At 62.4% G+C, this 24,409-nt stretch carries 23 protein-coding genes; 3 read left to right on the top strand and 20 right to left on the bottom strand.

What is annotated here, in order from left to right; all coding sequences use genetic code 11:
* Positions 1–50: 50 nt before the first annotated feature.
* From ACP59X_RS15030 to ACP59X_RS15020, 3 genes are all read left to right on the top strand, one after another.
* Positions 51–1,259, top strand: a complete 1,209-nt coding sequence (locus tag ACP59X_RS15030) for an IS256 family transposase (protein WP_428558936.1) — start codon at positions 51–53, stop codon at positions 1,257–1,259.
* Positions 1,260–1,343: 84 nt separating this feature from the next.
* The gene (locus ACP59X_RS15025; RefSeq protein ID WP_428559794.1) at positions 1,344–2,120 is read left to right on the top strand and encodes a reverse transcriptase domain-containing protein; all 777 of its coding nucleotides are present in this window, start codon (positions 1,344–1,346) and stop codon (positions 2,118–2,120) included.
* On the top strand, positions 2,117–2,356 hold the full coding sequence (locus tag ACP59X_RS15020) for an integrase core domain-containing protein (RefSeq protein ID WP_428559792.1): 240 nt from the start codon (positions 2,117–2,119) through the stop codon (positions 2,354–2,356). The genes ACP59X_RS15025 and ACP59X_RS15020 overlap by 4 nt, the downstream gene beginning before the upstream one ends.
* A gap of 607 nt (positions 2,357–2,963) precedes the next feature.
* Here the strand turns inward: ACP59X_RS15020 and ACP59X_RS15015 are convergent.
* From ACP59X_RS15015 to ACP59X_RS14920, 20 genes are all read right to left on the bottom strand, one after another.
* Positions 2,964–4,424, bottom strand: coding sequence for a phenylacetate--CoA ligase family protein (locus tag ACP59X_RS15015; RefSeq protein WP_428559790.1), 1,461 nt, complete (start codon positions 4,422–4,424; stop codon positions 2,964–2,966).
* Between the two features lie 76 nt (positions 4,425–4,500).
* Entirely contained in the window at positions 4,501–4,857 is a 357-nt protein-coding gene (locus tag ACP59X_RS15010; protein ID WP_428559788.1) for a hypothetical protein, read from the bottom strand.
* A gap of 26 nt (positions 4,858–4,883) precedes the next feature.
* Entirely contained in the window at positions 4,884–5,261 is a 378-nt protein-coding gene (locus ACP59X_RS15005; RefSeq protein ID WP_428559786.1) for a hypothetical protein, read from the bottom strand.
* A gap of 20 nt (positions 5,262–5,281) precedes the next feature.
* Entirely contained in the window at positions 5,282–5,548 is a 267-nt protein-coding gene (locus ACP59X_RS15000; protein ID WP_428559784.1) for a transposase, read from the bottom strand.
* A gap of 55 nt (positions 5,549–5,603) precedes the next feature.
* Positions 5,604–6,392 carry a PIG-L deacetylase family protein gene (locus ACP59X_RS14995; protein WP_428559782.1) on the bottom strand — a complete coding sequence of 263 codons (789 nt, stop codon included), beginning with the start codon at positions 6,390–6,392 and terminating at the stop codon, positions 5,604–5,606.
* The gene (locus ACP59X_RS14990; RefSeq protein ID WP_428559780.1) at positions 6,383–7,705 is read right to left on the bottom strand and encodes an aminotransferase class III-fold pyridoxal phosphate-dependent enzyme; all 1,323 of its coding nucleotides are present in this window, start codon (positions 7,703–7,705) and stop codon (positions 6,383–6,385) included. Before ACP59X_RS14990 ends, ACP59X_RS14995 begins: the two co-directional genes overlap by 10 nt.
* Positions 7,702–8,541, bottom strand: a complete 840-nt coding sequence (locus tag ACP59X_RS14985; protein ID WP_428559778.1) for an SDR family NAD(P)-dependent oxidoreductase — start codon at positions 8,539–8,541, stop codon at positions 7,702–7,704. The genes ACP59X_RS14990 and ACP59X_RS14985 overlap by 4 nt, the downstream gene beginning before the upstream one ends.
* A complete protein-coding gene (locus tag ACP59X_RS14980; protein ID WP_428559775.1) occupies positions 8,528–10,144 on the bottom strand; it encodes a B12-binding domain-containing radical SAM protein in 1,617 nt (538 codons plus the stop codon). The genes ACP59X_RS14985 and ACP59X_RS14980 overlap by 14 nt, the downstream gene beginning before the upstream one ends.
* Before the next feature lie 82 nt (positions 10,145–10,226).
* Complete coding sequence (locus ACP59X_RS14975; protein ID WP_428559773.1) at positions 10,227–11,258, bottom strand: radical SAM/SPASM domain-containing protein; 1,032 nt, start codon at positions 11,256–11,258, stop codon at positions 10,227–10,229.
* Complete coding sequence (locus ACP59X_RS14970) at positions 11,255–12,247, bottom strand: radical SAM protein (protein WP_428559770.1); 993 nt, start codon at positions 12,245–12,247, stop codon at positions 11,255–11,257. The genes ACP59X_RS14975 and ACP59X_RS14970 overlap by 4 nt, the downstream gene beginning before the upstream one ends.
* Positions 12,244–14,679, bottom strand: a complete 2,436-nt coding sequence (locus tag ACP59X_RS14965; protein WP_428559768.1) for an isochorismatase family protein — start codon at positions 14,677–14,679, stop codon at positions 12,244–12,246. Before ACP59X_RS14965 ends, ACP59X_RS14970 begins: the two co-directional genes overlap by 4 nt.
* Before the next feature lie 11 nt (positions 14,680–14,690).
* Positions 14,691–15,797 (bottom strand): radical SAM protein, encoded by a 1,107-nt coding sequence (locus ACP59X_RS14960; protein WP_428559766.1) that lies wholly within the window; start codon positions 15,795–15,797, stop codon positions 14,691–14,693.
* Positions 15,790–17,172 carry a B12-binding domain-containing radical SAM protein gene (locus ACP59X_RS14955; protein WP_428559764.1) on the bottom strand — a complete coding sequence of 461 codons (1,383 nt, stop codon included), beginning with the start codon at positions 17,170–17,172 and terminating at the stop codon, positions 15,790–15,792. Before ACP59X_RS14955 ends, ACP59X_RS14960 begins: the two co-directional genes overlap by 8 nt.
* Positions 17,165–18,139, bottom strand: a complete 975-nt coding sequence (locus ACP59X_RS14950) for a radical SAM protein (protein ID WP_428559762.1) — start codon at positions 18,137–18,139, stop codon at positions 17,165–17,167. The genes ACP59X_RS14955 and ACP59X_RS14950 overlap by 8 nt, the downstream gene beginning before the upstream one ends.
* Positions 18,139–19,239, bottom strand: a complete 1,101-nt coding sequence (locus ACP59X_RS14945; protein ID WP_428559760.1) for a DUF362 domain-containing protein — start codon at positions 19,237–19,239, stop codon at positions 18,139–18,141. Before ACP59X_RS14945 ends, ACP59X_RS14950 begins: the two co-directional genes overlap by 1 nt.
* 45 nt (positions 19,240–19,284) lie before the next feature.
* Complete coding sequence (locus tag ACP59X_RS14940; RefSeq protein ID WP_428559758.1) at positions 19,285–20,034, bottom strand: radical SAM/SPASM domain-containing protein; 750 nt, start codon at positions 20,032–20,034, stop codon at positions 19,285–19,287.
* Positions 20,031–21,413: a glycosyltransferase family 4 protein gene (locus tag ACP59X_RS14935; protein ID WP_428559756.1), complete on the bottom strand. Its 1,383-nt coding sequence runs from the start codon at positions 21,411–21,413 to the stop codon at positions 20,031–20,033. The genes ACP59X_RS14940 and ACP59X_RS14935 overlap by 4 nt, the downstream gene beginning before the upstream one ends.
* Positions 21,361–22,206 carry a methyltransferase domain-containing protein gene (locus tag ACP59X_RS14930; RefSeq protein ID WP_428559754.1) on the bottom strand — a complete coding sequence of 282 codons (846 nt, stop codon included), beginning with the start codon at positions 22,204–22,206 and terminating at the stop codon, positions 21,361–21,363. The genes ACP59X_RS14935 and ACP59X_RS14930 overlap by 53 nt, the downstream gene beginning before the upstream one ends.
* A gap of 47 nt (positions 22,207–22,253) precedes the next feature.
* A complete protein-coding gene (locus ACP59X_RS14925; RefSeq protein WP_428559751.1) occupies positions 22,254–23,585 on the bottom strand; it encodes a DegT/DnrJ/EryC1/StrS aminotransferase family protein in 1,332 nt (443 codons plus the stop codon).
* Between the two features lie 49 nt (positions 23,586–23,634).
* Positions 23,635–24,384 (bottom strand): class I SAM-dependent methyltransferase, encoded by a 750-nt coding sequence (locus ACP59X_RS14920; protein WP_428559749.1) that lies wholly within the window; start codon positions 24,382–24,384, stop codon positions 23,635–23,637.
* Positions 24,385–24,409 lie beyond the last annotated feature (25 nt).

Here is a 24,409-nt window from a genome sequence, read left to right as displayed (position 1 = left end):
GGCTGTAAGGTGAAGTTACGACGCCGCACCTGCAACCAAAGGAGACCACGATGGCCGAGGACAGCATGGCATTAATCGAGCTGATGCAAAAGGCCGACGGCGGCGATTTTCTCCGCTCCCTGGCGGAAGCCGTCCTGCAGCTTCTCATGGAAGCCGATGTGGACGGCCTCATCGGGGCCAGCCGCCACGAGCGAAGCCCCGAGCGAGTCAGCTACCGCAACGGCTACCGTGACCGCAGCCTTGATACCCGCATCGGCTCCTTGCAACTGCGCATCCCCAAGCTGCGCCAGGGCAGCTACTTTCCGCCCTTCCTGGAGCCACGCAAGACCAGCGAACGCGCCTTGGTGGCCGTCATCCAGGAAGCCTGGATCGGCGGCATCTCCACGCGGCGCGTGGATGATCTGGTCCAGGCCATGGGCCTTTCCGGCATCTCCAAGTCCCAGGTGTCCAAGCTGTGCAAGGACATTGATGAACGGGTCCATGCCTTTCTTTCTCGGCCGCTGACCGGCGAATGGCCCTATTTGTGGCTGGACGCAACCTACCTCAAGCAGCGCGAAGGCGGCCGGGTGGTCAGCGTCGCCGCCATAATCGCCGTGGCGGCGAACACCGAAGGCCGCAGAGAAATCGTGGGACTGCACATCGGCCCCAGCGAGGCCGAGCCGTTCTGGTCTTTTTTCCTCAAAAGCCTTCTTCGTCGGGGACTTGGCGGCGTGAGGCTTGTCGTCTCCGACGCCCATGAAGGCCTCAAGGCCGCCATGGCCAAGACGTTCGGGGCCACGTGGCAACGCTGCCGGGTCCACTGGATGCGAAACGCCTTGGCCCGGGTTCCCAAGTCCCAGCACGCCATGGTCTCGGCCGCCCTGCGCCAGGCCTTTTTACAGCCGGATGCGGCCAACGCCAGCCAGACCTGGCGGCATGTCGCCGATCAGCTTCGTGGAAAATGGCCACGGCTCGCCAGCTTCATGGACGAAACCGAGCACGACGTGCTGGCCTACATGACCTTCCCGGCGCAGCATCGGGTCAAGCTGCACAGCACCAATCCGCTGGAAAGGCTCAATAAAGAAGTGAAGCGGCGGGCGGACGTAGTCGGCATCTTCCCCAACGAACAGTCCATCATCCGGCTCATCGGGGCCATCTTACTGGAGCAAAACGACGAGTGGCAGCTGCAAAGCCGCTACATGCAGGTCGAGGCCATGGCCGAACTCAACACCCAACCAAACGAGGCGCAGCCAGCCCAAATTCCACCAAGAGCAGCCTGACCGAGGGCCACCTCAAGCACACCAGAATTTACACCACGTTGACGGACGTGACCTGGACATCTCCGGAGCTTTCTTGACCTGCGGGTGCGCGATGGTGTGATACGACGGGTTATTGATAAGTGGCTCAAGGCTGGGGTTCTCGAAGCAGGCCAGCTTGCGTATCCAGACGCCGGCACGCCACAAGGAGGAGTGATCTCGCCCCTTCTGGCGAACATCTATCTCCACGAAGTCCTGGACAAATGGTTTGAGCACGTCGTCAGACCGCGTATGCGGGGCGAGTCATTCCTCATCCGCTACGCCGATGATTTTGTCATGGTCTTCAGCAATGAGATGGACGCCCGGAAGGTCGAAGAGGTACTGCCGAGGCGACTTGGTCGGTTCGGTCTTGCCGTCCACCCGGAGAAGACACGCTTGATACGATTCCTCCCGCCGGGTGGCGGATCGGGGGGCAGTGGACACCCTCGGCTCAGTTTCGATCTGCTGGGCTTCACCCACTATTGGAGTAAGTCCCTGAAAGGGAACTGGGTTGTCAAACGCAAGACGGCAAAAGATCGTCTTGCCAGGGCCTTGAAAGCGGTAGGGGAGTGGTGCCGGATCAATCGACATAATAATGTTGCGGATCAGTACCGGACTCTCGTACTCAAGGTCAAGGGCCACTACCAGTACTACGGGATCACCTGTAACGCTCGCAGGCTCAATGCATTCCGAGAAGGAGTGCAAAAGCTGTGGTGGAAATGGCTTGGTCGACGATCACAGAGGAGCGACATGAGCTGGCAAGACTTCGACCTCTTGAGGAAGACTTATCCATTACCATTTGCAGTAGTGGTACACTCGGTCTACCGTCGCGCAGCAAGACCATGAACAGAAGAGCCGGATGCCTTAAAGGGGCATGTCCGGATCTGTGGGGGGCGGGGGAAGGAGACTTCCCTCGTCTACCCGACCGGGAATTCGAAACCGGCAGTCAGGCTCGCCAAGCGCTTGGAGACTGGTTCCGCTTCTACAACGAGCAGCGGCCGCATACGGCTTTTGACGGTCGCCGCCCCATGGACGTATACCGGGATGGCCACTCCAGCCACTCGGCCTCCAAGGCGGCATGAGCACCAACCGGACTATAGCTTAAATGCGCCGCCAACCTGTCCAACCTACCCGGACCACCTCAATTCTTATTCCCGCAAAATTCACATATTCGCGATTCACGTCTAATCCTTCACAGAATAGGGATTATTTCTTTCGCAGACTGAGCTATTTTGGCCAGATGGGCAGGGGGGGCGCCCCCTTAGAGGGAAGTTCGTCCGCTGAAGCTGGCGCAGGCTCTGCTGACTCTGAGAGCCTCCCTGAATGCTGAAATAGTCGTCTTGAGCTACACTGGGTGCGCCGCAGGGTATGCGGATGCCCCTTACAGTTCATTTAACGGTCATGCCCCCGATGGTGAGCCACTCCCACCCAGGTGCTTCACTCCTGCCAGGGTAGAATAGCTCCTGGCGGTAGCGGCATACCCGTCCGTGGCGTTTGTGGCCGCAAAGGTCCTGCCCGTGCAAGCAGGGCATCCCAAACTTTACCTGGAGACGCTATGCGAGTACAGCGATGCCAGGGCCTCCGCCGCTGTTCCTGCCCAAGCACGCCGAACCGGGCCTCGCGCTCTCCCGCATGGCCCCGCCGACTGCTCCACCTACCGTCATGTGCCAACCCTTTTCATAAAATCGTTCAAAGATCAAAGTAGTCACGCTCTGGCAAAATGCCGCATTCAATAAAATCAATGAGGATCCTTTCCGGTTTGGCGGAAAGCCACTCTTTTGTATTACCAGGTACAATTGATAAGATGGCTTTGCGAATATCCGCAATAATGGGTTCGCGAAATTGGATTTCTCGATTCAATTCCAACTCCAGATGCAGACCTCCATTTTCCGCCAACCTCGAGATGCGGAACATGGGAATTCCGGCCGTTGTCCGATCAGACAGGAGTGTAAGCGTGCCCGTCGAGCGGTTAACTTCCGGCAGACTATCCAGAGCGTCGGCGATTTCCGCCTCACCGATAATAAGCCCGCCGCCGAGGCGTCCAACCTCAATGGAGTTTTTCAGCCGTCCGCGGAATCGATACCCCTCTTCTCCTTGATCACAATTCGTAACAATTCTTTCAACAAGATCGCCTGTCCGATAACGGATGAGGACAAACCGTTGGGTGAAGGGAAAAAGTGGCGTAAGCACCAACTCCCCGGAGCCCATTTCTACGGGTTCACCATTTGCCAAATCAACAACCTCGGGAATTACGAAAGGATCAAAGTGATATGCATCGCATTGGTGACAATAGCGCGCCCCACCGAACATCTCTGCCAGTGAGTAGTTGTCACCTATGGGCACCCCGAGGATAGCAGCCATCCGTTGCCTGCCAGCATGTGACACCGCGCTGCCAAAGCATGTGACGGAACGCAATTGTCCCGGTGGCGGCACTGCATTTTCCGCCTTTAACAACTCACAGAGATATCGTAGCATGTAGAAGGATCCATATAACGCACTGATTTTATGTTCAATTCTCGGAAATTGAAATTCCTTTTGCAGCAGCCACAGAGCACGGTTTTGCCCCCGGTCGGTCGCAAGTTCCACAACGAACGAATACCCGAAGGCAGGGGCGCGCAGGATTGAACCGTGGTCCAAGAATCCCTCGCTCAACCCCAGGGGCGCGGAACGTTTGGAATCCAGAAACAAACTAGCCTGAAGATGCATAAAAAAGCTGGAGATATATTGCTGTTCCTCAGTTGAGCGTTCGATCAGCAAAGGGGGTTGCCGAGTCGTTCCGCTGGTAAACGTTACAAAGGCAAAAGTTGTAACAGGGGAGATTAGTTGTTGATTATTTTTATATGCTTCGGCCCGACTTATAGTGGGGAGATCGCGGAGGCGGCAAACAGTCAACGAGGCAGAATCCACTGAGGGAAGTCGTCTTTCATAATACGGAACATGCTCGCGGGCCACGCGATACGTCAAGTCTAGCAGTCGATCCTGTAATTCTTTGCGTGCTTGCGTGTGATACCGCGGTCCTTCAAAGAAATGCGACATGAGAACTGCAAGCCGCATTGATGTTGGATCGCCAGAATTAAGGCGTTTGGGAAGTGCAGACACCCATTGCAGCAGGGTGCCGGCTGGAATTGTCGGCTTTTTTGGCTGAATCAATTGTTGCCCATTTTAACAATAAAACAACATTAAATTAGATGATATATTCTTAACGACACAGACAAAAAATGAGTAGCTATACCTTGCTGCCAATCCCGCCTCTGCCAGCCACCAAAGCAACCAATTCCGGAATATCTTGTATGATATCAGCCATAACAATTGGCATGGCAGAAAATGCATTCATCGCCACTTTCACATCTTTCGTCAAAGCTTTTACAAACTCCTCGGGCTTGGCCGCGGCGATCTCCGCCATGGCAACCGGTTCGGCAGCAAGAGCCTCAGCCAGCGCCATCGGTTCCGTCGCAACGATCTCTGCCATGGCAACCGGTTCGGCAGCAAGAGCCGCAGCCAGTGCCGTGGGTTCCGCCGCAGCGAGCTCCGCAAGACTTCCAGGATGCTCTGTGAAGTAGGCAATGATATCATTAAGTTTCATGATATATTCTCCTCGTTTCTCTGGGATCATTTTATAGCATAGCGCGAAAAAAGCAACGGCATTTTTGGTAACGCTTGTCGATGCAGCTGGCTAGATTGAACGCCATGGCATTGAGCACAAACTCCAGTTTGACCACGGCCCACCCGAGATATCTGGCTCGAAAAAGCCATCGCCACCCGGAGTACACGCTTGTGATTCCACATCGGTTGCTCGCGACGCAGCAGCGGAAACAACTTGCCGAAGCCGAATCGTGGATGCTTCTCGGCCAGCCTGACGAGCGCGTCAATCACCAGTTCGTCGTCGGATTCCTTGGGCTGGTAGCCGTACACAGACCTGCTCAGGCTGAAAGCTTGGCAGGCACGGCGCAGACTCAGTCCATGCTCGACGTGGGCGTAGGTGACCAACTCGCCTTTGTCGGCTGGCCTCACAACATTTTTGCGATCACATCCTTCAAGGCCTGGTTTTCCAGGCTCAACTCGGCAAACATCTGCTTGAGACGGCTGTGTTCAGCCTCAAGATCTTTGAGGCGGCGCACATCAGACGCTTCCATGCCGCCGTATTGGGTTTTCCACTTGTAGAATGTGGTCACGCTGATTCCCTGTTCACGGCAAATATCCGTCACGGGTCGTCCTGCCTCGGCTTCCTTGAGCATCTTGACGATCTGTGTCTCAGAAAAACGAGATTTCCGCATCGTTTCCTCCTAGGGGACGGTTTGTCAGAAATCTCAACTTTGCGCTGGCCCGATTTTAGGGGAGGGTTACATATATTGGGCCGTTCGCAATCCAGATCCGTTCGGCCCGCTTCCCCGGAGGAATCGCTCGCCGCACAGCAGCCTGTTCCACAGCTGCCAGCTCAGCCTTACCGAGTTGCGAGGAATAGCAGCGCAACCCGGCCAGTTTCGCCTGCCAGACACTATCGATGTCGATCGACAGGGGCTGGAGGTTCTCATGCACCCTCTGAGCAAAAGCGCCAATGGTGGCCTCGTCGAACCCGGCTGCGTAGGGCAAATCCTCATAATAGATTATGACCACATCGGCGGACACAGTGGAGAGCACGCCGTTGCGGGCCAAAATATGGTCCACGTGACCGCCGATGGCCAGGGGGCACCAGACCACGCCAAGTCGAGACGGGATGACGGCGCGCAGGCAAGAGACGAGTTGGCCCGGGCTCCGGTCCGTGTCCATCACCTCACCCAACTCGGTGTTGTCGTTATACCCGCGCAGTGATGCGTCGGGCATGTCGAGCGGGAAGTACGCAGCATGCACCGCGCTGGCGAACGCGGCATCCTCTTGGAGGCGGACGACGCTCACAATCTCCTGGGTACGGCTTTCGGCCGGAATACCAGGTGCGTAAATGCTGCGAGTAAACGGAGTGAGGAGCACGCGCCGTGGCATGGCAGGTGATAACGCGAGCAGCATGAGAATACCGCCCATGGACAGTGCCGCGTCGTCCGGATGGGGGGACACGATACAATGCGGGCCACAGGGCAGCGCGGCGAGAAGAGTGTTCAGAATGGCCACTGCTGTCACGCGCATGAGGAGGTTGTCCCCTCGCCAAGACGGTCGCGAAGCCAAGCATCCCGCTGTTGCGCGGGGACATGGGGGAAGGGGAACCCCTCCATGGTGCGCCAGGCCACACGCCACCGCATGTCGTCGGTGATTGCCGGCCATCCCTCGGGCGGCCGCTCCAGCGTAAGGCCGTCAACCACCTGAGCGAGCCGTTTTATCGCGACATCGGTAATACCGTCGTCAAAGGCCGCACTCGGTGACTGATTGTCCCCAGCGAAAAAAAGAAGCCCGTGAGCCATGCTCCGTGCATAAAAGGCGTTCTCCAGAGCTTCGGAGCCGAACACAAATACGAACAGGGCTCCGTCCCCAATGATTTCTACGGGGAGCCTCGCGCTGGCGAAGAACTGACGCGCCTGGGCAAGAAACATATCCCCCGCCCTCCGGATATTGTCATAGGGTGTAGTCTCGGAAAGCTGGGCAAGTGTTGCTCGGGCTGCGACAAACGGCAGCACGGCGTGCAGCCCGGTGGCGACCATGTCCCGAGCGCCCTCGAGGAGTTCCGGCGGCCCGACCACGCAGGCCAGGGGATGGCCGTTTGCGAGTCCCTTGCCAAGTACGGTGAGGTCGGCTCTGGCCTGCACACGGGCAAGCGATCCCCCCGGGCGGTAGCGATAACCAAGTTTCACATCGTCACACGCGACGAGGATTCCCTCCTCGCGGCATGTGTCAAGTATCGTCCGGTACCATACGGCGTCGAGGTAGAGGTAATCCGGCGATAATACGAGCCCGGCGATGTCGCCTCTGTAACGCTTCAGGGCTTTTTTAAACATGCCGAGGTCGTGGAAGAAGTCCATTACGCCCAGTTGGTTTGGCTCAAACGGCGCGGAACCTGAATGCCAAAGGGGGTCCCAACCGTGGTATCCGGCGCTGAGCAGCATCCGGCGGCCGGTCACCTTTCGCAGCACCTCGGCGGCGGCGCGCACGGCAGCCGTGCCGGAACTGTAAAACGCCACCGACGCGTCCCCTCCCGCCTGAGACGCGACCACTTCGGCCACGTGCAGGTGTTCGACGGTCGGGCTGGCACCCACCTCCCCCCGGGACTGGAGGCACATCACTAAGGCCTCGTTTACCCGTGGGTCGTTGTGTCCCAGCAGGACCGAGCCGAGGCCGTTGGAAAAATCAACATAGGAATTACCGTCCAGATCGGTAAGCCACGCGCCGCTGGCCGTGCGAAAAATAACCCTGTGCCCGCCGTCCGGCGACATGGGCGCCTCAAGCTTTGTCGCGAGCACGCGCTGGAGCCGTTCGTCCACACTGCGTGAGCCGTCGTACCGCCTCATACCGGGTCCTTCCGGTCGACGGGCAGGATATCGGTGGGGATGCGCAGGGAACTCCCTGACATGTGGTCCCCGACCGCGCCGCAAAGCAGGACAACCAAGCGGGCCACGTGGTGGCAGGTCAGGGGCGCCGGGGGAGGAAAGAGAGTGAACGACTCGCTGCGCACCAGTTCGACGGCACGGGAAAAGCCCAGGCCGGGCACGTAACCGGGCTCCACGATATTGATGCGAACTCCCGCCGCGTAGTCCTGACGCGCCAGAGCGGTAGCGAGCCATGCGCGGGAAGCCCTACCCAGGCAGTAGTCCAGCGCCATGCCTTCCGTCTCGTCAAGCTTCGCCGCACCGTTCAAGCCAAGGAGTACTATCCGCCCACTCCCCGCCTTGCGTAGGTGGGGCAACGCGCAGCGCAGAAGCAGGAAGACCCCGTCAACTTCGGCGGCAAGCGTCGACCGCCAATGCTCCGGACTGATGCGCGACACATCGTTGACCTGCCAATCTCCCCCCCCGTTGAGCACCAGGAAATCCAACCGACCGCCCAAGGCCAAGGCGCAACGCACCAGGCTCTCCGTCTGGACCTGGTCGCGCGTGTCTGCGCGGCAGATGACGGCCTTGCCGCCCAGTTCGTGGATGACGTCGGCCACCCGCTGGGCCCTGTCCGCCATTACCGGCCCATCGCGATGGGTGCCGTAGTTGAGCACGACCCCGCAGCCGAGCCGGCCAAGCATCAGCGCGGTGCTGCGGCCAATGCCGTCGCCGCATGACCCGGTTATGATCGCGATGCGCCCGGCCAGGGGAAGGGTAGGGATGCCGGAGGCCGACTTCTGTTCACAGGGCGGCATGGAAATACCCGGAGGAGGAGGGGGCGCAACCATCGGACAGCGACATGGACGCCCGCAGGCGGGTGGCGAGGTCATGCCGAGGGCCAATGGGCAGGATATTATCCAGGCGGCCCCCTGTCAAAAGAGTAGCCAATTCGGATATACGCCAATGCACGGGGATGTCGTCCGGGCTTGCGTTGGCGACCCGGAACAAGTTGCGTGCCTCGCTTGCCCACAGGCCCCGGCCCACGATCTCGCATGCGGTCGCCATGGAACACTTCTGGCTGGCCTGTCTGGCCATGTCCCGCAACTCGCGAATTGCCTCCTGCACAACCATGGACTCGCACTGCAGGAAGTCCAAACCCGCATTGAGGTGGTGGGCGCGTATCATGTCTTCGTGCGGAAAAGTCAGGCTGCGCTCCAGGTTGTGCGGGGGTGATGGCGCCGCCTCCAAGCCGAAGGTCTCCGCCCGCTGCGCGAGGTTCGTGCCCTTAAGCAGCCGGAGAGGTTGGTAGTACACGTGACCGCCGAGATCGAGCGCAAAGTCGATGGTATCCATGTACCCAGCATAGCAGTCGCCGGGCAATCCGTAGATCACGTCCAAATCGATGCGGGTGCCGACGTCCTTGAGGGCTTCGGCCAGCATGGAGACATTACGGCGGAAGCTCTCGAGATTGGACGCCCGGCGCACGTTGCTCAGGGCTATGGGGTTAATGGACTGCAGCCCGATCCCGACGTCGACCACATTGAGCCTGGCGAGCTGGGCAATGAGTGCGGGGGTGAGCATCTCGGCTCGCAGCTCGAAGGCCACGCCCTGCCCGGCGTTGGCCTCCTCGATGAGCCGCAGGATGCGTAGCGCCCGGGCTTCGTCGTAGTCGAATGTCGGGTCGGCGAACCAGATGACGTTGACGGCCGGATGCTCGCACAGTGCGCGCACCTCGGCTTCGACCCGCGGCCACGAGAACACGCGCATCCCCGTCTGTCCCTTGTTGTGCAAACAAAAGCTGCAGTGGTACACGCAGCCGCGCACCGTCTCGATCATTACTTCGCCGTCGGTGGCGAAGAGGTCCACACGCTGGTCCAGGATGGGGGAGGGGATGGTATCCAGGTCTTCGATAAGGGGGCGGTCAGGGTTGGCGCATGTCGTCCCGCCGTTTCGCCAGTTCAGGCTCCGGATGGCCGCAGGCCGTCCCTTTCCCGAAACAAGGTGGTCCACCAGCTCCGTGAAGGTAACCTCGCCCTCGCCGCGAACCACATAATCCACAGCGGGATTCGCCGCCATGAACGCCTCGGCGTCGAACGAAACCTCGGGGCCTCCTGCGATAATGGCGATCCCGGGACGAGCGCGGCGAAGCATGCTCGCGATGCCGGCCTGCATGCCGATGTTCCAGCAATAGCAACTCAGCCCGACGGCATCCGGTTCGAAGCTGAGTATCCATCGCGTGTCCAACTCGGTGGCCTGGGGCCAGCAGGAGTTGAGCTCCACGATTTCCACCTGAAGCTCGGAGGCCAGGGCGCTGTGGCGTTCCAGGTAGGACCTCAGCACATGCACTGCTGCCAGCCCCTTGTGCCGTCGCTTGCCATAGTTGGGATCGTTGCGGACCATGACGATCTTGTAGGGCATGAGGGTTCCCGTGTGTCGGTTTCGGAGGTTGGTGTTCGGCCCGTCCCGGCAAGCGGCCCCAACCGCGGCCGACCGTCGCCGCTCAACGGTCCCGGGATGGGGAAACGATGTCTCGCAATTCGTAATCATACCGGGCGCGTTCGGTCTCGTCGAGTACCCGGTCCCAAGGTTCACTGCCAAACGCATAGTTTCGGCTGGGCTTGCGACAGGCCTGGCAGAGCGCCGGGATCGGCCTCGCTGCAAGGAGCCGGCCTTTGGCTCGCCATAGCCCGCAGGGGTCGTTGCCAGCCGTGCCCAGGACGTGGCTGCGCTTGAAGTAGTCTTGCGAGCAAAGCACCACGTTCCCTTCCCAGGTCACCGTGTCCGTGAACGCCAATTGGTCGCACCAGATCTGGACGCGGGTGTCGACGGGTTCATAACCGGCGAACACCCCCCCCAGTTCCGGTACGGACAAATGCCCGCCTCGGTTCCACGGGGAAAACTCGCTCATATCGACCTCTATCCCTCGCTCGCGCCAAAAGCGGGCGACCTGATTCGGCGTGCTGGCGACCTGGGGCGCCTGAATCCAGGTCACCACCAACTCAGCGGATCCCTGCTCACAAAGCCGGCGCAATGTTTCCACGTTGCGCAACGTCGCGTGGTAGTCCAGGCTCATGGCTGCGGCGTATTCGTTAGCCTCGATCCCCCAGAAACTCACATAAAAGGTGCGGACCCCAGCCTGGATAAGCGCTGCCGACTTGCGTTCGTCCAGGCGGGAGCCATTGGTGAACAGCACGACCGCAAACCCGGCGCTCGTGGCCAACGCCGCAAACCGGGCCAAGTGGGGATGGAGCGTCGGCTCGCCCAGGCCCGCGAAAGTGAACAAGGGCCAATCACCGCCCCCGGTTATCCGATTGATTGCCAGTCCAGGTCGAACCCCGGCGTAGGACTCCACCACCCGCGTGAACGTGGCCTCGCTCATCATGCCTCTGTGCTCCGTGAGCGCCCCGCGCGGGCACATGGAACAGGAGGCGTTGCAGATATTGGTGAGCTCGATTTCCACCTCGGTGGGTTCCGGCGTCGAGGGCAAACGGCAGCCAGCTTTGTCCGGCTCGGTTTGGTCCTGCGGTTTCATGATTCATCTCCTGCGGGCAAGCCGGAATCAAACAGCGGATCCCTACCCGAAATTCCCCGCCCGGCCTGAAACGCGGCCAAGGGGCACCCCAGCCCGGGAGGGCGGCCGGCGGCGATTGCCCGCGCCGCGGCCAGCGCCTGGGAATACCGCGACGGGAGCCCGACGTTGTCGTCGGCGCAGACGCCCTCGCCAGCCGCGGTGAGCCAGGGACATGTGCCTACCATGCCATTTGCGGTCAGCGTCACCAAGTCGGAAGCCGGACACTGGGCCTCGGGCGGGCCGCTGTCGGTGGGATGGGGCAGCCGTACTCTCTGGATGCTCATGCCCAGTCGGCCTGAGGCTCGCACGGCAGCTTCCGCGGCGAGCCGGCATGCCGCGTCTCCCGGCGTCAGGTCCACGTCGCGAGACGCCCGCCCGAGCGGCAACAACGGAACGACGGCCAGGGATCGCGCGCCAAGACGGTCCGCCAAATCGGCAACCAGATCCACCTCGCCCGCGTTGTGGCTGCCCAGAGTCAGTGTCAGGTCCACGGGTATGCCAGCGGCGATCAACGCCCTGCATCCAGTGAGCATTGGCGCATACGAAGGCGGGCCATGCCGGATCGATTCATGCGCGGCGGCGGTGGCGCCGTCTAGGCTCAATATGGCCGATTCCAGCCCCTTCCCTCGCAGCCGGATAGCGCGTTGCGCATCCACTAACGTCGCGGTGGTGCAGATGCTCACTCTGGAGCCGGCCCGGACCAGAAGGTCGATGACCTCTTCGGCCTGAGGATACAACAGGGGCTCTCCGCCGCTCAGGACAACTTCGCGCACCCCGATGTCTTCCAGCATGCGCGCCGTGTCCGCAGGGTTTTCAATGTACGGATTTCCCTCACCACCGTCCACCAGGCAATGCGCGCAACGGTAGGGACAGGCCCGAGTCAATTCCCAGACGGCCAGGCGTTCGCCAGGGGCGACTCCGAAAGGGCACAACTCCCACGTTCCGTTCATGGTGCTTGTTCAGAAACGGGCATCACGTGGCGCAAGAAGATGTCAAGACCGGCCCGGTGCGCGGCGGGACCTGCCGAGCTTGCACACAGCTCGGGGATTACGCGCGGGCGAATCCCCAGCGCAAACGCGTCAAACGCCGTCGCGATGATGCAGGCGTCCGTATCCATGCCCACGAGATCCACATCAGTAATCCGTTCTTGTCGCAGTAGACGCTCGAAGTCCTCGTTTTGAAAGGCGCTGAATCCTGCCTTTGGGAAGGTGTTTTCAGGACCCGCCAGGGAAGCAAGGTCGGGTGCGAGGTCGGTGTCGGGCGGTCCAAAGCAACCAGCGTAGCCATGCCACCTCGCGAAGAGGCTGTCCGAGCGGTTGCGAAAGACCGTGAAGGCCACGGTGTGGTACGCCTCGCCGTGTTCTTCGATATGCTGGCGTATGCGGGCGGGCAGGTGTTGGTTGTGGTCGTTCATCATCGCCATTTGGAGATCTATGACGACGAGCCCCCGCCTCCCCGGTAGGCCTTGTGATGCGTGTCCGGCCGCCTGGCGAACATCGACAAGGCCGGCATCCATCTCGATGCGTTCTGCAAGGAATCGTTCAATGGCTGGTGTAACCCGCGTGGGCAAGGCCAGCCAACGCCCCCGGCTCTCGTACATCACACCGCGGGCCTTGAGGTCCGTGAGCGCGACGGCGACAGCGCCTGCGTCGCCCAGAGCACGAGCCGCCTGCTCCACCGTGTGCGGGCGATCGGCGCAGACAAGGAACACCTGGGCTGCTAAGCCGTCGAGTCGGAGTGTTCGCTGTGTTCCCTCCTCCCGATAATCGTAGACCACCACGACCGACCCCACTTGGCGGTAGAAACAGGGGTGGAAGGTCTCCTCGTATCGGATCAGCCGCTCGGCAATCCGGGCCCATAGGTCTTCGGTCGCCCTCGTGTCCTGGTCGAACGCGTGCAGCGTGAACAACGCCCCGTCGGCGTGCACATGCTTGGGGATCTGCTCGCAGGCTTCGAGACGGATGCCGGTGATGCCGTACCGCTCCGGGTCGTTCCATATGGGAGTCCGTGGGTAAAGCGCAAAGCGCGACAGGGTCAGGTGCGAACCGTAAAACAGATGGCGGGCCCGGTCGATGGTGCGTAATGTCTCTTCGACATCCTCTATGGTTTCGCCCGGGAAAAACGGTATGATGTTTGACCAGGACTCGATGCCGATCTCGCGCAGGAGCTTGAGGGCCTTCAAGTTGTCCGCAACGCCGCAACCTTTGTCGATGCGATCGAGGATTTCGTCAGCCAGGGCCTCGATCCCAACCTCGATACCATAGAAACCGGCCCGCCGCATAGCCTCGGCCATGGCGCGGTCAAGCCTATCGGCGCGGCCATGCCCCGACAGGAGCAGACCCAAGTCCGCGACTCGGTCGGCCACGGTTTCATAGAAGCTGCGGCCTACGGTGATGTCGTCGTCCACAAGCACGTACTCCAGGCACTCGGGATGACCAGCTGCCATGGCAGCGAGTTCCTCCGCGAATTGTTCCGCCGGCTTGGCGCGGTATCCGGGGCGCCGGTCAACGGGAAGGTTGCAAAAGGAGCACCGGTTCCACGGGCAGCCCCGTGAGGCATAGACTGGTATCGAAACCTCGGAGAGGTCCTCGGCGCGCACTGCGGCGAAAAATTCACTGAAATCGGGAAGGGGAAGCACCGCAAGGTCGACGAAAGGCCCTGGAGGCGGCGACTCTATGGCCCCGTCCTTGCGGCGAAAGGCCAAGCCCGCAATGGACTCGCCTCGACCCGTTGTCCCAAGCAGGCTCAGGAGCGGCAACTCCCCTTCCTCCGTGGCCACGTAGTCGATAAAAGGATATTGCTCGAGCAACATGCCAGCCGTCTTGTTCTGGCAATCAATGCCGCCGAAGACCACCATGCAGTCAGGCCGTAGGGCCTTCAGTCGCCTGCAGAGCTCAACGGCCGCAAACAGCTGGCCGTGGATGCAGCTCATGCCGAAAACCTGGCAGTTGTTTATGTCCAGCCGCGACAAGGTGCGTTCCACAAACGCCGACAGCCAATCCCGTACCGACACGATGGTCTTGTGAAACTGCCGCTTTCCGATGTGGCACTGGCGCGATCGCGTTGTATAAAGCAGATCCACCAGGCGTACAAAGGAGGCCTCACTGTCCGCCATGCCCGCCGTGAGCGACATGAACAGGATGTCGATGCCATAGGCGTGGACCACAGGAATCTTGAAATTGTCAAATATGAAGTCACGTTGGTCGCAGCCTTCGAGTTGATAGAGGAAATCGAGGTGGGCGTGGACGGCCGAGGTTCGGTAACCGTGCTGCGCAAGCCAGGACTTGAGCACTCCCAGAGGCAGGGCTGGCGACAATGCTTCGCGGCGAGAGACCGCCGCATACGGCATAGACACCAACGTCAGGTCGGGATGAGCGCTCATGGGGTACAAACTCACTTGGTTGGAGATTGAGAGGCAACAGGGGCAGGCGCCAAGTCGCGCTCCCGGCCATCGAACAGTTCGCAACACCTGTAGCAGTTGGGGAGAATTCCGCAGCCAATCACCTCGCGGAAACGCTGGTACCGTTCGCCCTGCCAGATGCTTAACAGCGCGTCCTGCTTGATATTGCCGCAAACAAACTCGGTGAAGTCGCCGCAGGGGGAAACCGAACCATCGGGCATGATGTTCACGCGAAAGTGTATCTTGGAGCAGCGGGCATGTCTGGTGTGGTTTCGCCACGCGCCATCGTTGAAATAATCGCCGAGCTTGCGCGGGGGATAGCCATAGGGGGTGACCAACAATTCGAAGCCGGCACTATCTGCTTCCAAGGCGGTCAGTTGTTCGACGAGCACGGAGGTGTCGAGCTCGTTACGCAAGTGCGGGTGATTGAAGAATCGCCACGAACGGAGGCGGACGCCAAAGAGGCGCTCGTACGCGTCTTCCGCTTGGCCCCCCCATGCGGGCGTGACGTAGACGGGAAACTGCACGACCAGCCCGTCTACTCCCATATCTCGGGCAAGTGGGGCCATCTTGGCCAGCAGCGCGTGGTTGCTGGCTAGTACCGTGCAGACCACGTGGAGCCTGGGGCGCGCCCCGGCCCCCCGGGCTTTGAGCAGCGCCGCGGCACCGGCCATGGCCTTGCCGAACGTGCCGCGTCCGCGGATCGCATCACAGCTCGCCTGGTCGCAGCCGTCGAGGGACAGGTAGATGGCGTCGGGTTCAGCCTCCGCCACCTCCGCGGCCAGGCGGGCGAGGCGCGTACCGTTGGTGTTGATGTCCACGTATGCGCCCCGGTCCCGGGCATGGCGACATGCGGCGGTGAGGTGGGGCCAGAGCATGGGCTCGCCTCCCCAGAAGAAGAACCCGGCGCCCGACGTGGCCGCGGTCACCTCGTCCACCACCCTGCGCACGTCGTTCAGGGAGAGTTCGACCCGGGGCGGGGGCGGCCCGGCGGCGTCGCCGTATTGCCCGCACATGCGGCAGCGCAGGTTGCAGGCCGAGGTGACGGCGAAGGTGACCTCGGTGGGCGGCGGCGGGGGGCCAAGGCACGTGTTACGCATCGGCTTCACAAGGAGTGGGGTTTTCGACGAGGTGCTCGAACCATCCGGGGTCGCGGTTGCAGTCGAGCAGTTCTCGGTACCAACCGTACAAGCGCTCGAAGGGGTGCTCCACCGTGTAGTACGGGGCTGGCATGTCCGTGGACCAGAACTCGGGGGTGATGCCGCCCGTCCGAATGGCGCGGGCGAAGAGACCCGTCCCCGGGAAGATGGTGGCGATGTCCGGGCTTACTGCGTGCGGCTGCAACCGTTCGAGCCACCGGCGCGTCTCCCCCACGGTTTTGTCACTTTCGCCGGGGTTGCCCACCATGAGCAGCACGTTGGGCGCAATGCCCGCCTCTTGGCACCAGCCGATGGCGCGAATGGCCTGCTCTTGGGTCACGTCCTTGCGAATCTCCCGGAGGATGCGGTCGGAAAACGATTCGATACCGAAGGCCACCATCAGGCACCCTGCCCGGCGCATGGCGGCCAGCAGTTCGGGGGTCACCGCATTGGCCCGCGCTTGGCATTCCCAGGCGAACTCCATGCCGCGGCGGCATATTTCCGCGCAAATCTCCATGGTCCACGCCGGATTTTCGGTGAACACCTCGTCAGAAAAGGCAATGTATTCGTAGCCGAGGGTCTGGGTTAGGAAAGCCAATTCGTCCACGACCAGCAACGGGGTGCGCGAGGTCCAGCGCCGCCCTAACGATGCGGGCGAGGCGCAGAACAGGCAATGGTGGGTGCAGCCGCGGCTTGACAGGACGTTGGCGTAGCGCAGGGTGGTCGCATCCTTGCCCAGGGTGGTCAACCCACTCAGCCATAGGGGGCGCACATAGCGGCGGTGCGCGAAGTGGCGGTACGCGGGGAAGGGAAGCCCGTCCAGGTCGCCAGTGAATACCCGCGGGGCGATGTGCGCCGCCCCGGTGTCCGGCCGGCGAAAGCCAATGCCGGGTACAGCGGCCCATGTACTGCGGTCGTCGAGGTTTCGCAGCAGCGTTCCCAGCGTATTCTCGGCCTCGCCGAGCACCACCAGGTCCAGTTCGGGGTGGTCCAACAGCATCTGCCGGCCGCACAGGGTGGCATGGATTCCACCTGCGGCCATGACCGCTCCGGGCTGGATGCGGTGAGCCAGTCGGACCAGCCGAAAGGACGAGGCGCGCTGGTCAGTGAGGCAACTCACACCCACAAGCCGAGCAGGGGTCGCGGCGAGCAGGCGCTCTACCTCAGGCCAGCTGTCGTAATATGCGTCGTGGGCCACCACCTCAAAGCCGTCTCGCTCCAGGCAGGCCGCAAGGTAGGAGATGCCCAAGGGGGGGGCGTGGGCAGGCTCGATACACAGCTTGCCGAACAGGGTAGTATCGTACAGTGGTGGGTTGATGAGCAAGGCGTCAATCACGGTCCCATTCCTCGCTGGCGGCGCTTCGTCGGTCGCTGGCGCAACGCTTGCGCCACTCATCGGTTAGGCCAGGGTCGCCGAGCATCCTTTGGCACACCTCGCAGGGGCCGCCACGGGCCATTGCGCTATCCGGGGGCGCATGGCGAAGAGCGCCGGCCGCTATAAGCGCCACGTCGTGGCTGGTCCGGTAAGCATGGGCCAGGGAGGTGAACGTTTGCCCGCGCAAGGAGCCTAGGCTAAGCCGGGACTCCTGGCCATGTTGACGGAAATTGCAGCAGCACCACGCCCGTGCCCAGGGGTCGAATGCAAAGCACAGTCCATCGCATTCGCCGCAGGAGGCGAGGGGCCGGGAACGGAACGCCCGGTCGGGCAGGTCCCGCGCCCGGCCGAGCGGCGAGAGAACCCAGATGTAAGGCTCGATCCCGGCCTCCCGCAACTGGGCCAGGAGCTCATTATGGGCCTCGGTCAGGTGACTTTCGGTCATGTCCACATGATATCCAAGCCCGACCGCCTCTGCGGCGTCGACTGCGCGCAGGAATGACTCCAGCGGAACATCGGGGAGGTGGTAGGCATCGGTGCTGAACACGAGCTGTTCCAGGCCGGCGTCCCGCAGCCTGTGCGCGGCGGCGCGGGCCTGATCCGCAACGCCGCCCCAAAAGCCGTTGCTTTCGATCCATACCCGCAGTCCCAGCCGCGCACCCTGGCGCACCAGGGCGAGAACCTCATCGAACCGGCCCATGACCTCGCCGCCGCTGAGGACCGCCAGCTCAAAACCCAGGGCAGCTGCCTGCTCCAGAATGTGCAGTGCATCATCCCAGCCCATGCGCGCGGTCGCGGCGGGCGACGAATCCGTGGCGCAGTGTTCGCACCGGGCGTTACACCATGTCGTCAGGCCGAGAAAGAGGCGCCGCCGCCAGGGGGTGCCCGACCAAAGCGCGGGGCCATCGCAACAATAGCTGCGCGCCATCACGTCCCCTGCCCGTCGCCCACGCCTGCCAGAATAGCCTCGACCCGGGGGTCCCGCCAGCGCAGTTGCTGGTCGTAGGTGCAGTGACGGCGAAGCGACCGCTCGGGGACAGGCAACGCCTCCGTTCCCACCAGCTCGATCTCCTCGGCGGCGATGCGCCCCAACCCCAAGCGAGCGCAGTGCCGCAGGTAGCCGACCTCGCCTGGATCGACGCCCATGAGCCGGGCCCCGCAGGCGTCGGCCGCCAGACAGTCGGTGCTCGCCAACGCGGTCCGCATGCGCGCTGGGTTGCCGTCGATGGGGCCGTTGCCCTCCATGACCTCGAAGGCGTCGAGCACCGAAAGGTGCGGGCGCAGGCACCGGGCGAGCAGGCAGAGGTTCAGGTGCATCACCGCAAAGCTCTGGTGCATGGCCAGTCGGCTGTCGGTCTCGCGGAACATCTGGATCAGGGCGAAGTCGAGATTGCAGAAAAATCGTGTGTTTTTTAGGCGGTCGGGCAGGGAGGCGATGAACAGGGGCCACGTGCTGTCCCAGGCGACGCAGGCGGCTTGGCGGAGGCGGCGGCGGACCTGTCGCGCAACGCACACGTTCCCCGCCAGGAGCGAGCCCATGATCAGATTTTTAAGCGAAGCCGTGTAGATGACCGTGTCATGCATCTTGGGCGGTGTGATGGAAACAGTAAAGACGCTGTCCACCATCCGTTCGTCGGCGAAGACCTGCTGCGCCCGCATCCGGCGATCGTAAACAGCCAGGGCACGGGGCCGGCCTTCGCCGATCTCCTCCAGGCTGGCCCCGTAGCGTTTAGCGAGCTCGACGTACCCGTACGCCTGAAACCCGGCCAGGCGCGGGTGCCCGGCCCCGCCTTCGATGAGCTGGACCTCCCCGGTGAAACGGTCACGCAGCCAGGCCAGCAGCGCATCCACCGCGTCGGGGTGTGTCGCCGACAGGGGCCTGTGGAGCGAGACGAAATTCGGTTTGACCAGGACCCGCTCGACACCCTGCAAGGGAACGTCCCCCAAGTGCTCCAGGGCGGCGCGCACGTTGTTGCTGCGGTCGTCCCCGGCACACATGGCTACCCTGCTGGTTCTAATCGTGCTCATGGCTGCTGCGCCGAACATTCGCAGCCGGCCGCCGCGGTTATTGGTTTACGAAACATCGACCGTTGTCTCCATTTCGACATTGTTGCAACGCCGGCAGATGCCCGCCCCGGTCCGGTCCCCGGCCCGCAGGCGGCCGCGGTGCCGTGAATAGGCCTCGCTTTGCCAGATATCAGACAACGCCTGGTCGAGTACAGAGCCCATCACCTGGGTCTCCGCGTAGTCCTCGTAGCACAGCACAATGTTGCCGGAGGCAGCAACCACCAGGGCTGTGTCCGGGATAGCGCACGGCCTGCACAACGGCTCGTCGACACGTTCGATATGGGGCAAAAGCCCTCCCCTGTTGGTCCAGACTATGTCCGGGTTGGCGTAGGACTGGTAGAAGATGCGCCAGCGCACGGCCGGAGCGAGCAGGTCGAGCCAGGATGCGTCGTGCGTCGAGCCGGCATGCGCTGTCACCAAAAGCTGGTCGCAGCCCCGCTGCACGAGGTCGCAGGCCGTGTCCGCATTCAAAAGGTCTCCGTTGGTATAGAGCACGATGCGCGCGTCAGGCAGGAGTAAGCGCGCCTGGGACACAAAGCTGGGGATTCGGTTGTCGAGCAAGGGCTCGTTGTAGAAATGGAAGGAGAGCCGTCCGTGGAACCGCAGCAACGCCAGTTCATCAAAAATTCGGGCCACGACTTCCTCGCTCAGCCGGCTTTGCTCACGCTCAAAAAGGGAGTTGGGACAATAGGGACATCTCCGGTTGCACCGTGAGTCCGTTTCCAGTTCCACAATCCTGGGCAGATGGGCCATCATCGCTCTCCCGGGGAGGAAACATTCGGGGCTGCAGCCAAGGAGACGCAGCGGCGCGCCGCGTTCATTGCGCAGACAGCGCCGTAGACACGATCAAGCCTTTCGGCCACCGCCTCGCTGGAAAAGGCAGGATCGAGTGCCGCCCGCATGTTCCAGGGTTGCGCCAGGACCCGGGCAAGGGCCCGGGCCAGCGCCTCCGGGTCACCAGGCGGCACCAACAGGCCCTCGACGCCGTCCGTCACCACGTCGGGGATGCCGCCTACCGCTGAGGCCACCACCGGGGTTCCCACGGCGATGGCCTCCAGCAGCGTGCCCCCCAGTTCTTCGTGCAGTGAGGGGAGCACCATGGCCGCGGCTGCGCCGAGCACGAGCCTGACCACGCGGCGCGGCACGAAGCCAGTGAATGTGAACCGCCCGGAGAGGCCCCGCTCCCGGACTTTGCGCTTGAAGTCGTTCAACTGGTGGCCGTCGCCACAGACCACGACGTGCAGGTCCGAGGCGTCCATGCGTGCCACGGCATTCACCAGAATGATCCAGCCCTTCTCGGGAGCAACCCTGCCCACGTAGGCCAGAATCCGCCGTCCGGGAGGGACGCCGGCCTTTTCGCGCCAAGCGGCTATCTCATCGGAAACGGGCCGCGTGAACGTGGCGGGGTTGACACAGTCCGGCACGACCTCGATCCGATCTGTGTGCACAAGCCTGTGCTCCACATAGTTCCGGGCCATGCGCGGAGTGAGCACGAGCACCCGGTCCGCGGCGGCGAGGGCGCGGCGCTCAGCACGTTGGGCTATGGGATGCCCTAGGGCCTCAATCCATGTGCCGGGGTGAGCGGTGAACAGGGCGCTGCAATGCACCGTGAGCACAAGCGGCAGGTCGAGCAGCCGCGCCACCAGCGGCGCTGCGAGAAAGGTCCAGACCAGTTCGCTGCAGTGGCAATGCACCACGTCGAACTGCCGCGCCTTGCCCTGGAGGTTGGCACGCAACGCCCACAACAGCGAGCCCAAGGCCCAATTGGCCAGCAGCCCCACCATGCCCTTCGACTCGGAACGGGGGGCCGGATGCGGCAGCCGGACCGTTATCAGGCGTGCACCGGGCAGGATTTCCAAGTCCCGGGGCACCCCGGGATGCCCAAGAGCAAGAAGCAGTTGGCCAATCCCCCTTTCGGCCAGGGCACGGGTCTGCTCCGTTACCTGCACCTGCATTCCCCCAACGGGCTCGACTCGGAGGTCCCAGTGGCCATTCGGCGGCTGCTCAAAAAAGAAATAGGGCGTGAGCCGCAGCACTCGCAGCGGGCGGGTGGGCACAAAATCGCGCGAGGCGGCGGGCATCTCACTGCCCCGGCCGGCGAAGTACCGCAAGCACCTCGCGTAGGTTGAGATCACGCTTCGCTCCGAGCTTGGCCACGCGATCGGCTATGAGCCGTCGGGACTCTGCGAGTCCGTCATAGTTGGGAATATCGAGCGCGTAGTCCACCTCGCGGCTGGTTTCCAAGCGGCAAAGCGTCAGTCCAGACCGGGCGAAGGCCTCCAGGTAGCCCTCGAATCCCACCCGGTTCAGCCGCGGATCGGCATAGACTTGGTGCACCACGGCCTGGACTAGGCCGAACTCAAGGCGCGTCACCAGCAGCGCGCCGAGCTCCTCTGGTTCAAGCGCCAGATGGGCGTGGTGGGGGAGGAGATGCCGGCCCCAAAACGTGTAATGCCCTCCTCGCCATGTCACATCGAGGTGGTGGCCGTCGGGTCCGGACCAGATGGGGCCAAAATGCAGCCACGCCACCCCGCCGGGAACCAGAATGCGCCGAATGGTACCGAGCACGTCGTCCAGAGGGGACATGTGGTGGAACGCGTTGCAGGAGAATACGAGATCGGCCGAGGCATTGGGCAAGCCGCAGCGATTGAAGTCAAACGGCACAGGAACGTAACCGTCGCCGGCAGCAGCCGGATTCACCAGGGGATCAACGGCTGTCCAGCTTGCCGGCCCCGCCAGGCGCACCACCTCGGGAGGCACGGCCCCGCCCACCTCGATGACTCGGGCGCCGGAGAGGGCGCAACCGCGGGCGAAGGCAGTGAAGGCCATGAGTTCGTCGGTTGCCAAGGCCGTGCTCAGAGCAAGCCGATCGCAGGCCATCGGCCGCAGGCAGGGGACAGCCGCGACCGAACTGACGTCGTCTCCCATACGGGGCAACCTCGCCGCCCAAGACGGCATGGGATGCCAATACCCGCTCATGGCCCGGACTCCGCCGGTATTGTCGAGGCCAAGCGGCTTACCTTCTCTACGGCGTTGGCGATATCGTGCATGTCGAGCGTATCCCCCAACAGAAACTGATGCGGTATGCAGAGATGCTCGGCATGGGCGTGATGCGCCACCGGAACGCTGTGACGATGTGTTTCTAGCGCTGCGAGATGGTCGGATGAAATGTGGAAGCGCCGTTTGGAGCGCGGCCGGTAGGAGCCCACCTCGGTGAGCGGGGGGTAGGTCGGGAACACCGGGATGCCGAGCTCCGCGGCAATGGCGCGGCCAACGGCCGCTATGGGCCGATGGGCGAAGTGGTCCGGCGAGATGTGCAGTACATAGCAATAGTAGACGCGGTGGGTGACGTCGGGCGAGCAGCCCAGTGCACTTACCCCGGGAATCTCGGCCAGCAGCGCATCCAGCACGGCGGCATTCTCCATGCGCCGGGCATGCTGGGCGTCGAGGTCGGCCAATTGCGCAAGCAGTACTGCCGCGTGAAACTCTGAGAGGCAATAATTACTCCCTTGGACCTCGCCGCACAGGACCAACTCCATGTCGTAGTGGTCCAGCAACGCATCGCTCCATACCCGACCGTCGGCGCGCAACTGTTCCACCCGATGGGCAAGAGAAGGATCTTTGGTGACCACCGCGCCGCCCTCTCCGCTCGTGAGCACTTTACTCTGCTGCATGCTGAAGGCGCCAAGGCTGCCGAGACTGCCCGCAGGGCGGCCTTTCCAACGCGCGCCATGGACGTGCGAGCAGTCCTCCAGCAAGGGAATGCCGGCCTTCTCGGCTACAGCCAGCAATGCGTCCATGTCGGCCATGCCACAGTAAAGGTGAACGGGAAGCAGCGCAGCCGTGCGGGATGTCAGTGCGCCACGGGCGGCTTCGGCGCTCATCCCCAACGTGTCGGGGTCAACATCCACGACCACAGGCACGGCGTTAACCGCGGTAACCGCGGTGGCGGTCGCGATCCAGGTAAGCGCAGGCACTATCACCTCATCGCCCGCGCCCACGTCCAGGCCCTCGAGTGCAGCCACCAGGGCGCTGGTGCCATGGTCGGTGGGCACACAGTAGGGGACCTCGCAGTACTTGGCAAAGGCCCGGGCAAAATCGCGCTCGAACAGTGGGTTGCCCTGGTACGGGCCGCTGTTCGTCCATCTCCCGCCCTGCGCCACTCGCTGCAATGCGTTGAGCGTCGCGGGCGTACCCTGCGGCCACAGCGGCCACGAGGCGGTGGGCGAACGCACCGGGAGACCGCCCAGGAGTGTCAACGTACCAGGAGTGCTCATCGCGGTTTCTCCATAGGAAAGGACGTTCAAGAGAGAACCTGTTCACCAGCCCGGACAGCGGTACCCCCTTGCCAGGACATTAAGCAGGGGAATCACAGGCCGTTTCCGGAAAATCCCCCCCGGCGGCACTACCGGGGCGGGAAAGCCCCTCGTCGGGCATCGGCATGTTATGGGCCACGACCCGCAACGTCAGCCGGCCGCTGCCCCGGGTAAGATGCTGCCCCCAGGTCGTGCGCATCGTCATCTGGCCCGGTTCGACGATTTCCCAATCGCTGATGCGCAGCCTTGCCTTGGCATATTCGTCAGCCAGGGGATTGCGGGCGTGAAATGGGTCGAACTCCGGGAGGTCGTGGCGCTGCCTGTACTCCTGGTCGCTAAACACCTGCAAGTTCAACAACGCCTCGATGAACCCGTTCGGTATGAGCAGGGCGCGCACTGCTTCGAGCACTGTCCGATCAGGGGCCACCAGAGAGCGCATAAGGCCACTCCAAGGGAACAGTATCGTCACCCGAGTGGCAATTCCGTTGAGTACTGGAGGCAGATTCTCCACGCTGGCGACGAGGAGCAAAAGGTTGTCCACGCCACCGCGGCTGGGTTTGCGGCCAATGCGCGAGGAAATCTTCAGCATGTTTTCCGCCGCCGGGTCCACGCCGATGCAAAGGGTATCTGGTTTGCTCTTTGCTTCCCGGTAAGGAAAGCTCGCATCCCCAGTGCCCAGGTCGATCAGCACGTGCCCTGCGGCTTTCACACGATTCCGGAGGTCACTGGCCTGGACCAACTCGATATGGCCATTTCGGACGGTCCTGATGGAGGTGAGGTTAGCCTGCATGGGATTTCCGAGACTTCAATGGCAG

Origin of the sequence: Solidesulfovibrio sp. DCME, assembly GCF_049995385.1 — a bacterium.
Classification (GTDB): Bacteria; Desulfobacterota; Desulfovibrionia; order Desulfovibrionales; family Desulfovibrionaceae; genus Solidesulfovibrio.
The sequence above is the reverse complement of the archived record's forward strand: the minus strand, read 5'-3'. Positions and strand labels throughout refer to the sequence as shown.

Bases quoted from the DNA above. Each gene is read 5' to 3' on its own strand.
- ACP59X_RS15030 (WP_428558936.1), top strand. From the start codon at position 51: ATGGCCGAGGACAGCATGGCATTAATCGAGCTGATGCAAAAGGCCGAC.
- ACP59X_RS15020 (WP_428559792.1), top strand. From the start codon at position 2,117: ATGAACAGAAGAGCCGGATGCCTTAAAGGGGCATGTCCGGATCTGTGG.
- ACP59X_RS15010 (WP_428559788.1), bottom strand. From the start codon at position 4,857: ATGAAACTTAATGATATCATTGCCTACTTCACAGAGCATCCTGGAAGT.
- ACP59X_RS15000 (WP_428559784.1), bottom strand. From the start codon at position 5,548: ATGCGGAAATCTCGTTTTTCTGAGACACAGATCGTCAAGATGCTCAAG.
- ACP59X_RS14995 (WP_428559782.1), bottom strand. From the start codon at position 6,392: ATGCGCGTGACAGCAGTGGCCATTCTGAACACTCTTCTCGCCGCGCTG.
- ACP59X_RS14990 (WP_428559780.1), bottom strand. From the start codon at position 7,705: ATGAGGCGGTACGACGGCTCACGCAGTGTGGACGAACGGCTCCAGCGC.
- ACP59X_RS14985 (WP_428559778.1), bottom strand. From the start codon at position 8,541: ATGCCGCCCTGTGAACAGAAGTCGGCCTCCGGCATCCCTACCCTTCCC.
- ACP59X_RS14980 (WP_428559775.1), bottom strand. From the start codon at position 10,144: ATGCCCTACAAGATCGTCATGGTCCGCAACGATCCCAACTATGGCAAG.
- ACP59X_RS14975 (WP_428559773.1), bottom strand. From the start codon at position 11,258: ATGAAACCGCAGGACCAAACCGAGCCGGACAAAGCTGGCTGCCGTTTG.
- ACP59X_RS14970 (WP_428559770.1), bottom strand. From the start codon at position 12,247: ATGAACGGAACGTGGGAGTTGTGCCCTTTCGGAGTCGCCCCTGGCGAA.
- ACP59X_RS14965 (WP_428559768.1), bottom strand. From the start codon at position 14,679: ATGAGCGCTCATCCCGACCTGACGTTGGTGTCTATGCCGTATGCGGCG.
- ACP59X_RS14960 (WP_428559766.1), bottom strand. From the start codon at position 15,797: ATGCGTAACACGTGCCTTGGCCCCCCGCCGCCGCCCACCGAGGTCACC.
- ACP59X_RS14950 (WP_428559762.1), bottom strand. From the start codon at position 18,139: ATGGCGCGCAGCTATTGTTGCGATGGCCCCGCGCTTTGGTCGGGCACC.
- ACP59X_RS14945 (WP_428559760.1), bottom strand. From the start codon at position 19,239: ATGAGCACGATTAGAACCAGCAGGGTAGCCATGTGTGCCGGGGACGAC.
- ACP59X_RS14940 (WP_428559758.1), bottom strand. From the start codon at position 20,034: ATGATGGCCCATCTGCCCAGGATTGTGGAACTGGAAACGGACTCACGG.
- ACP59X_RS14930 (WP_428559754.1), bottom strand. From the start codon at position 22,206: ATGGGAGACGACGTCAGTTCGGTCGCGGCTGTCCCCTGCCTGCGGCCG.
- ACP59X_RS14920 (WP_428559749.1), bottom strand. From the start codon at position 24,384: ATGCAGGCTAACCTCACCTCCATCAGGACCGTCCGAAATGGCCATATC.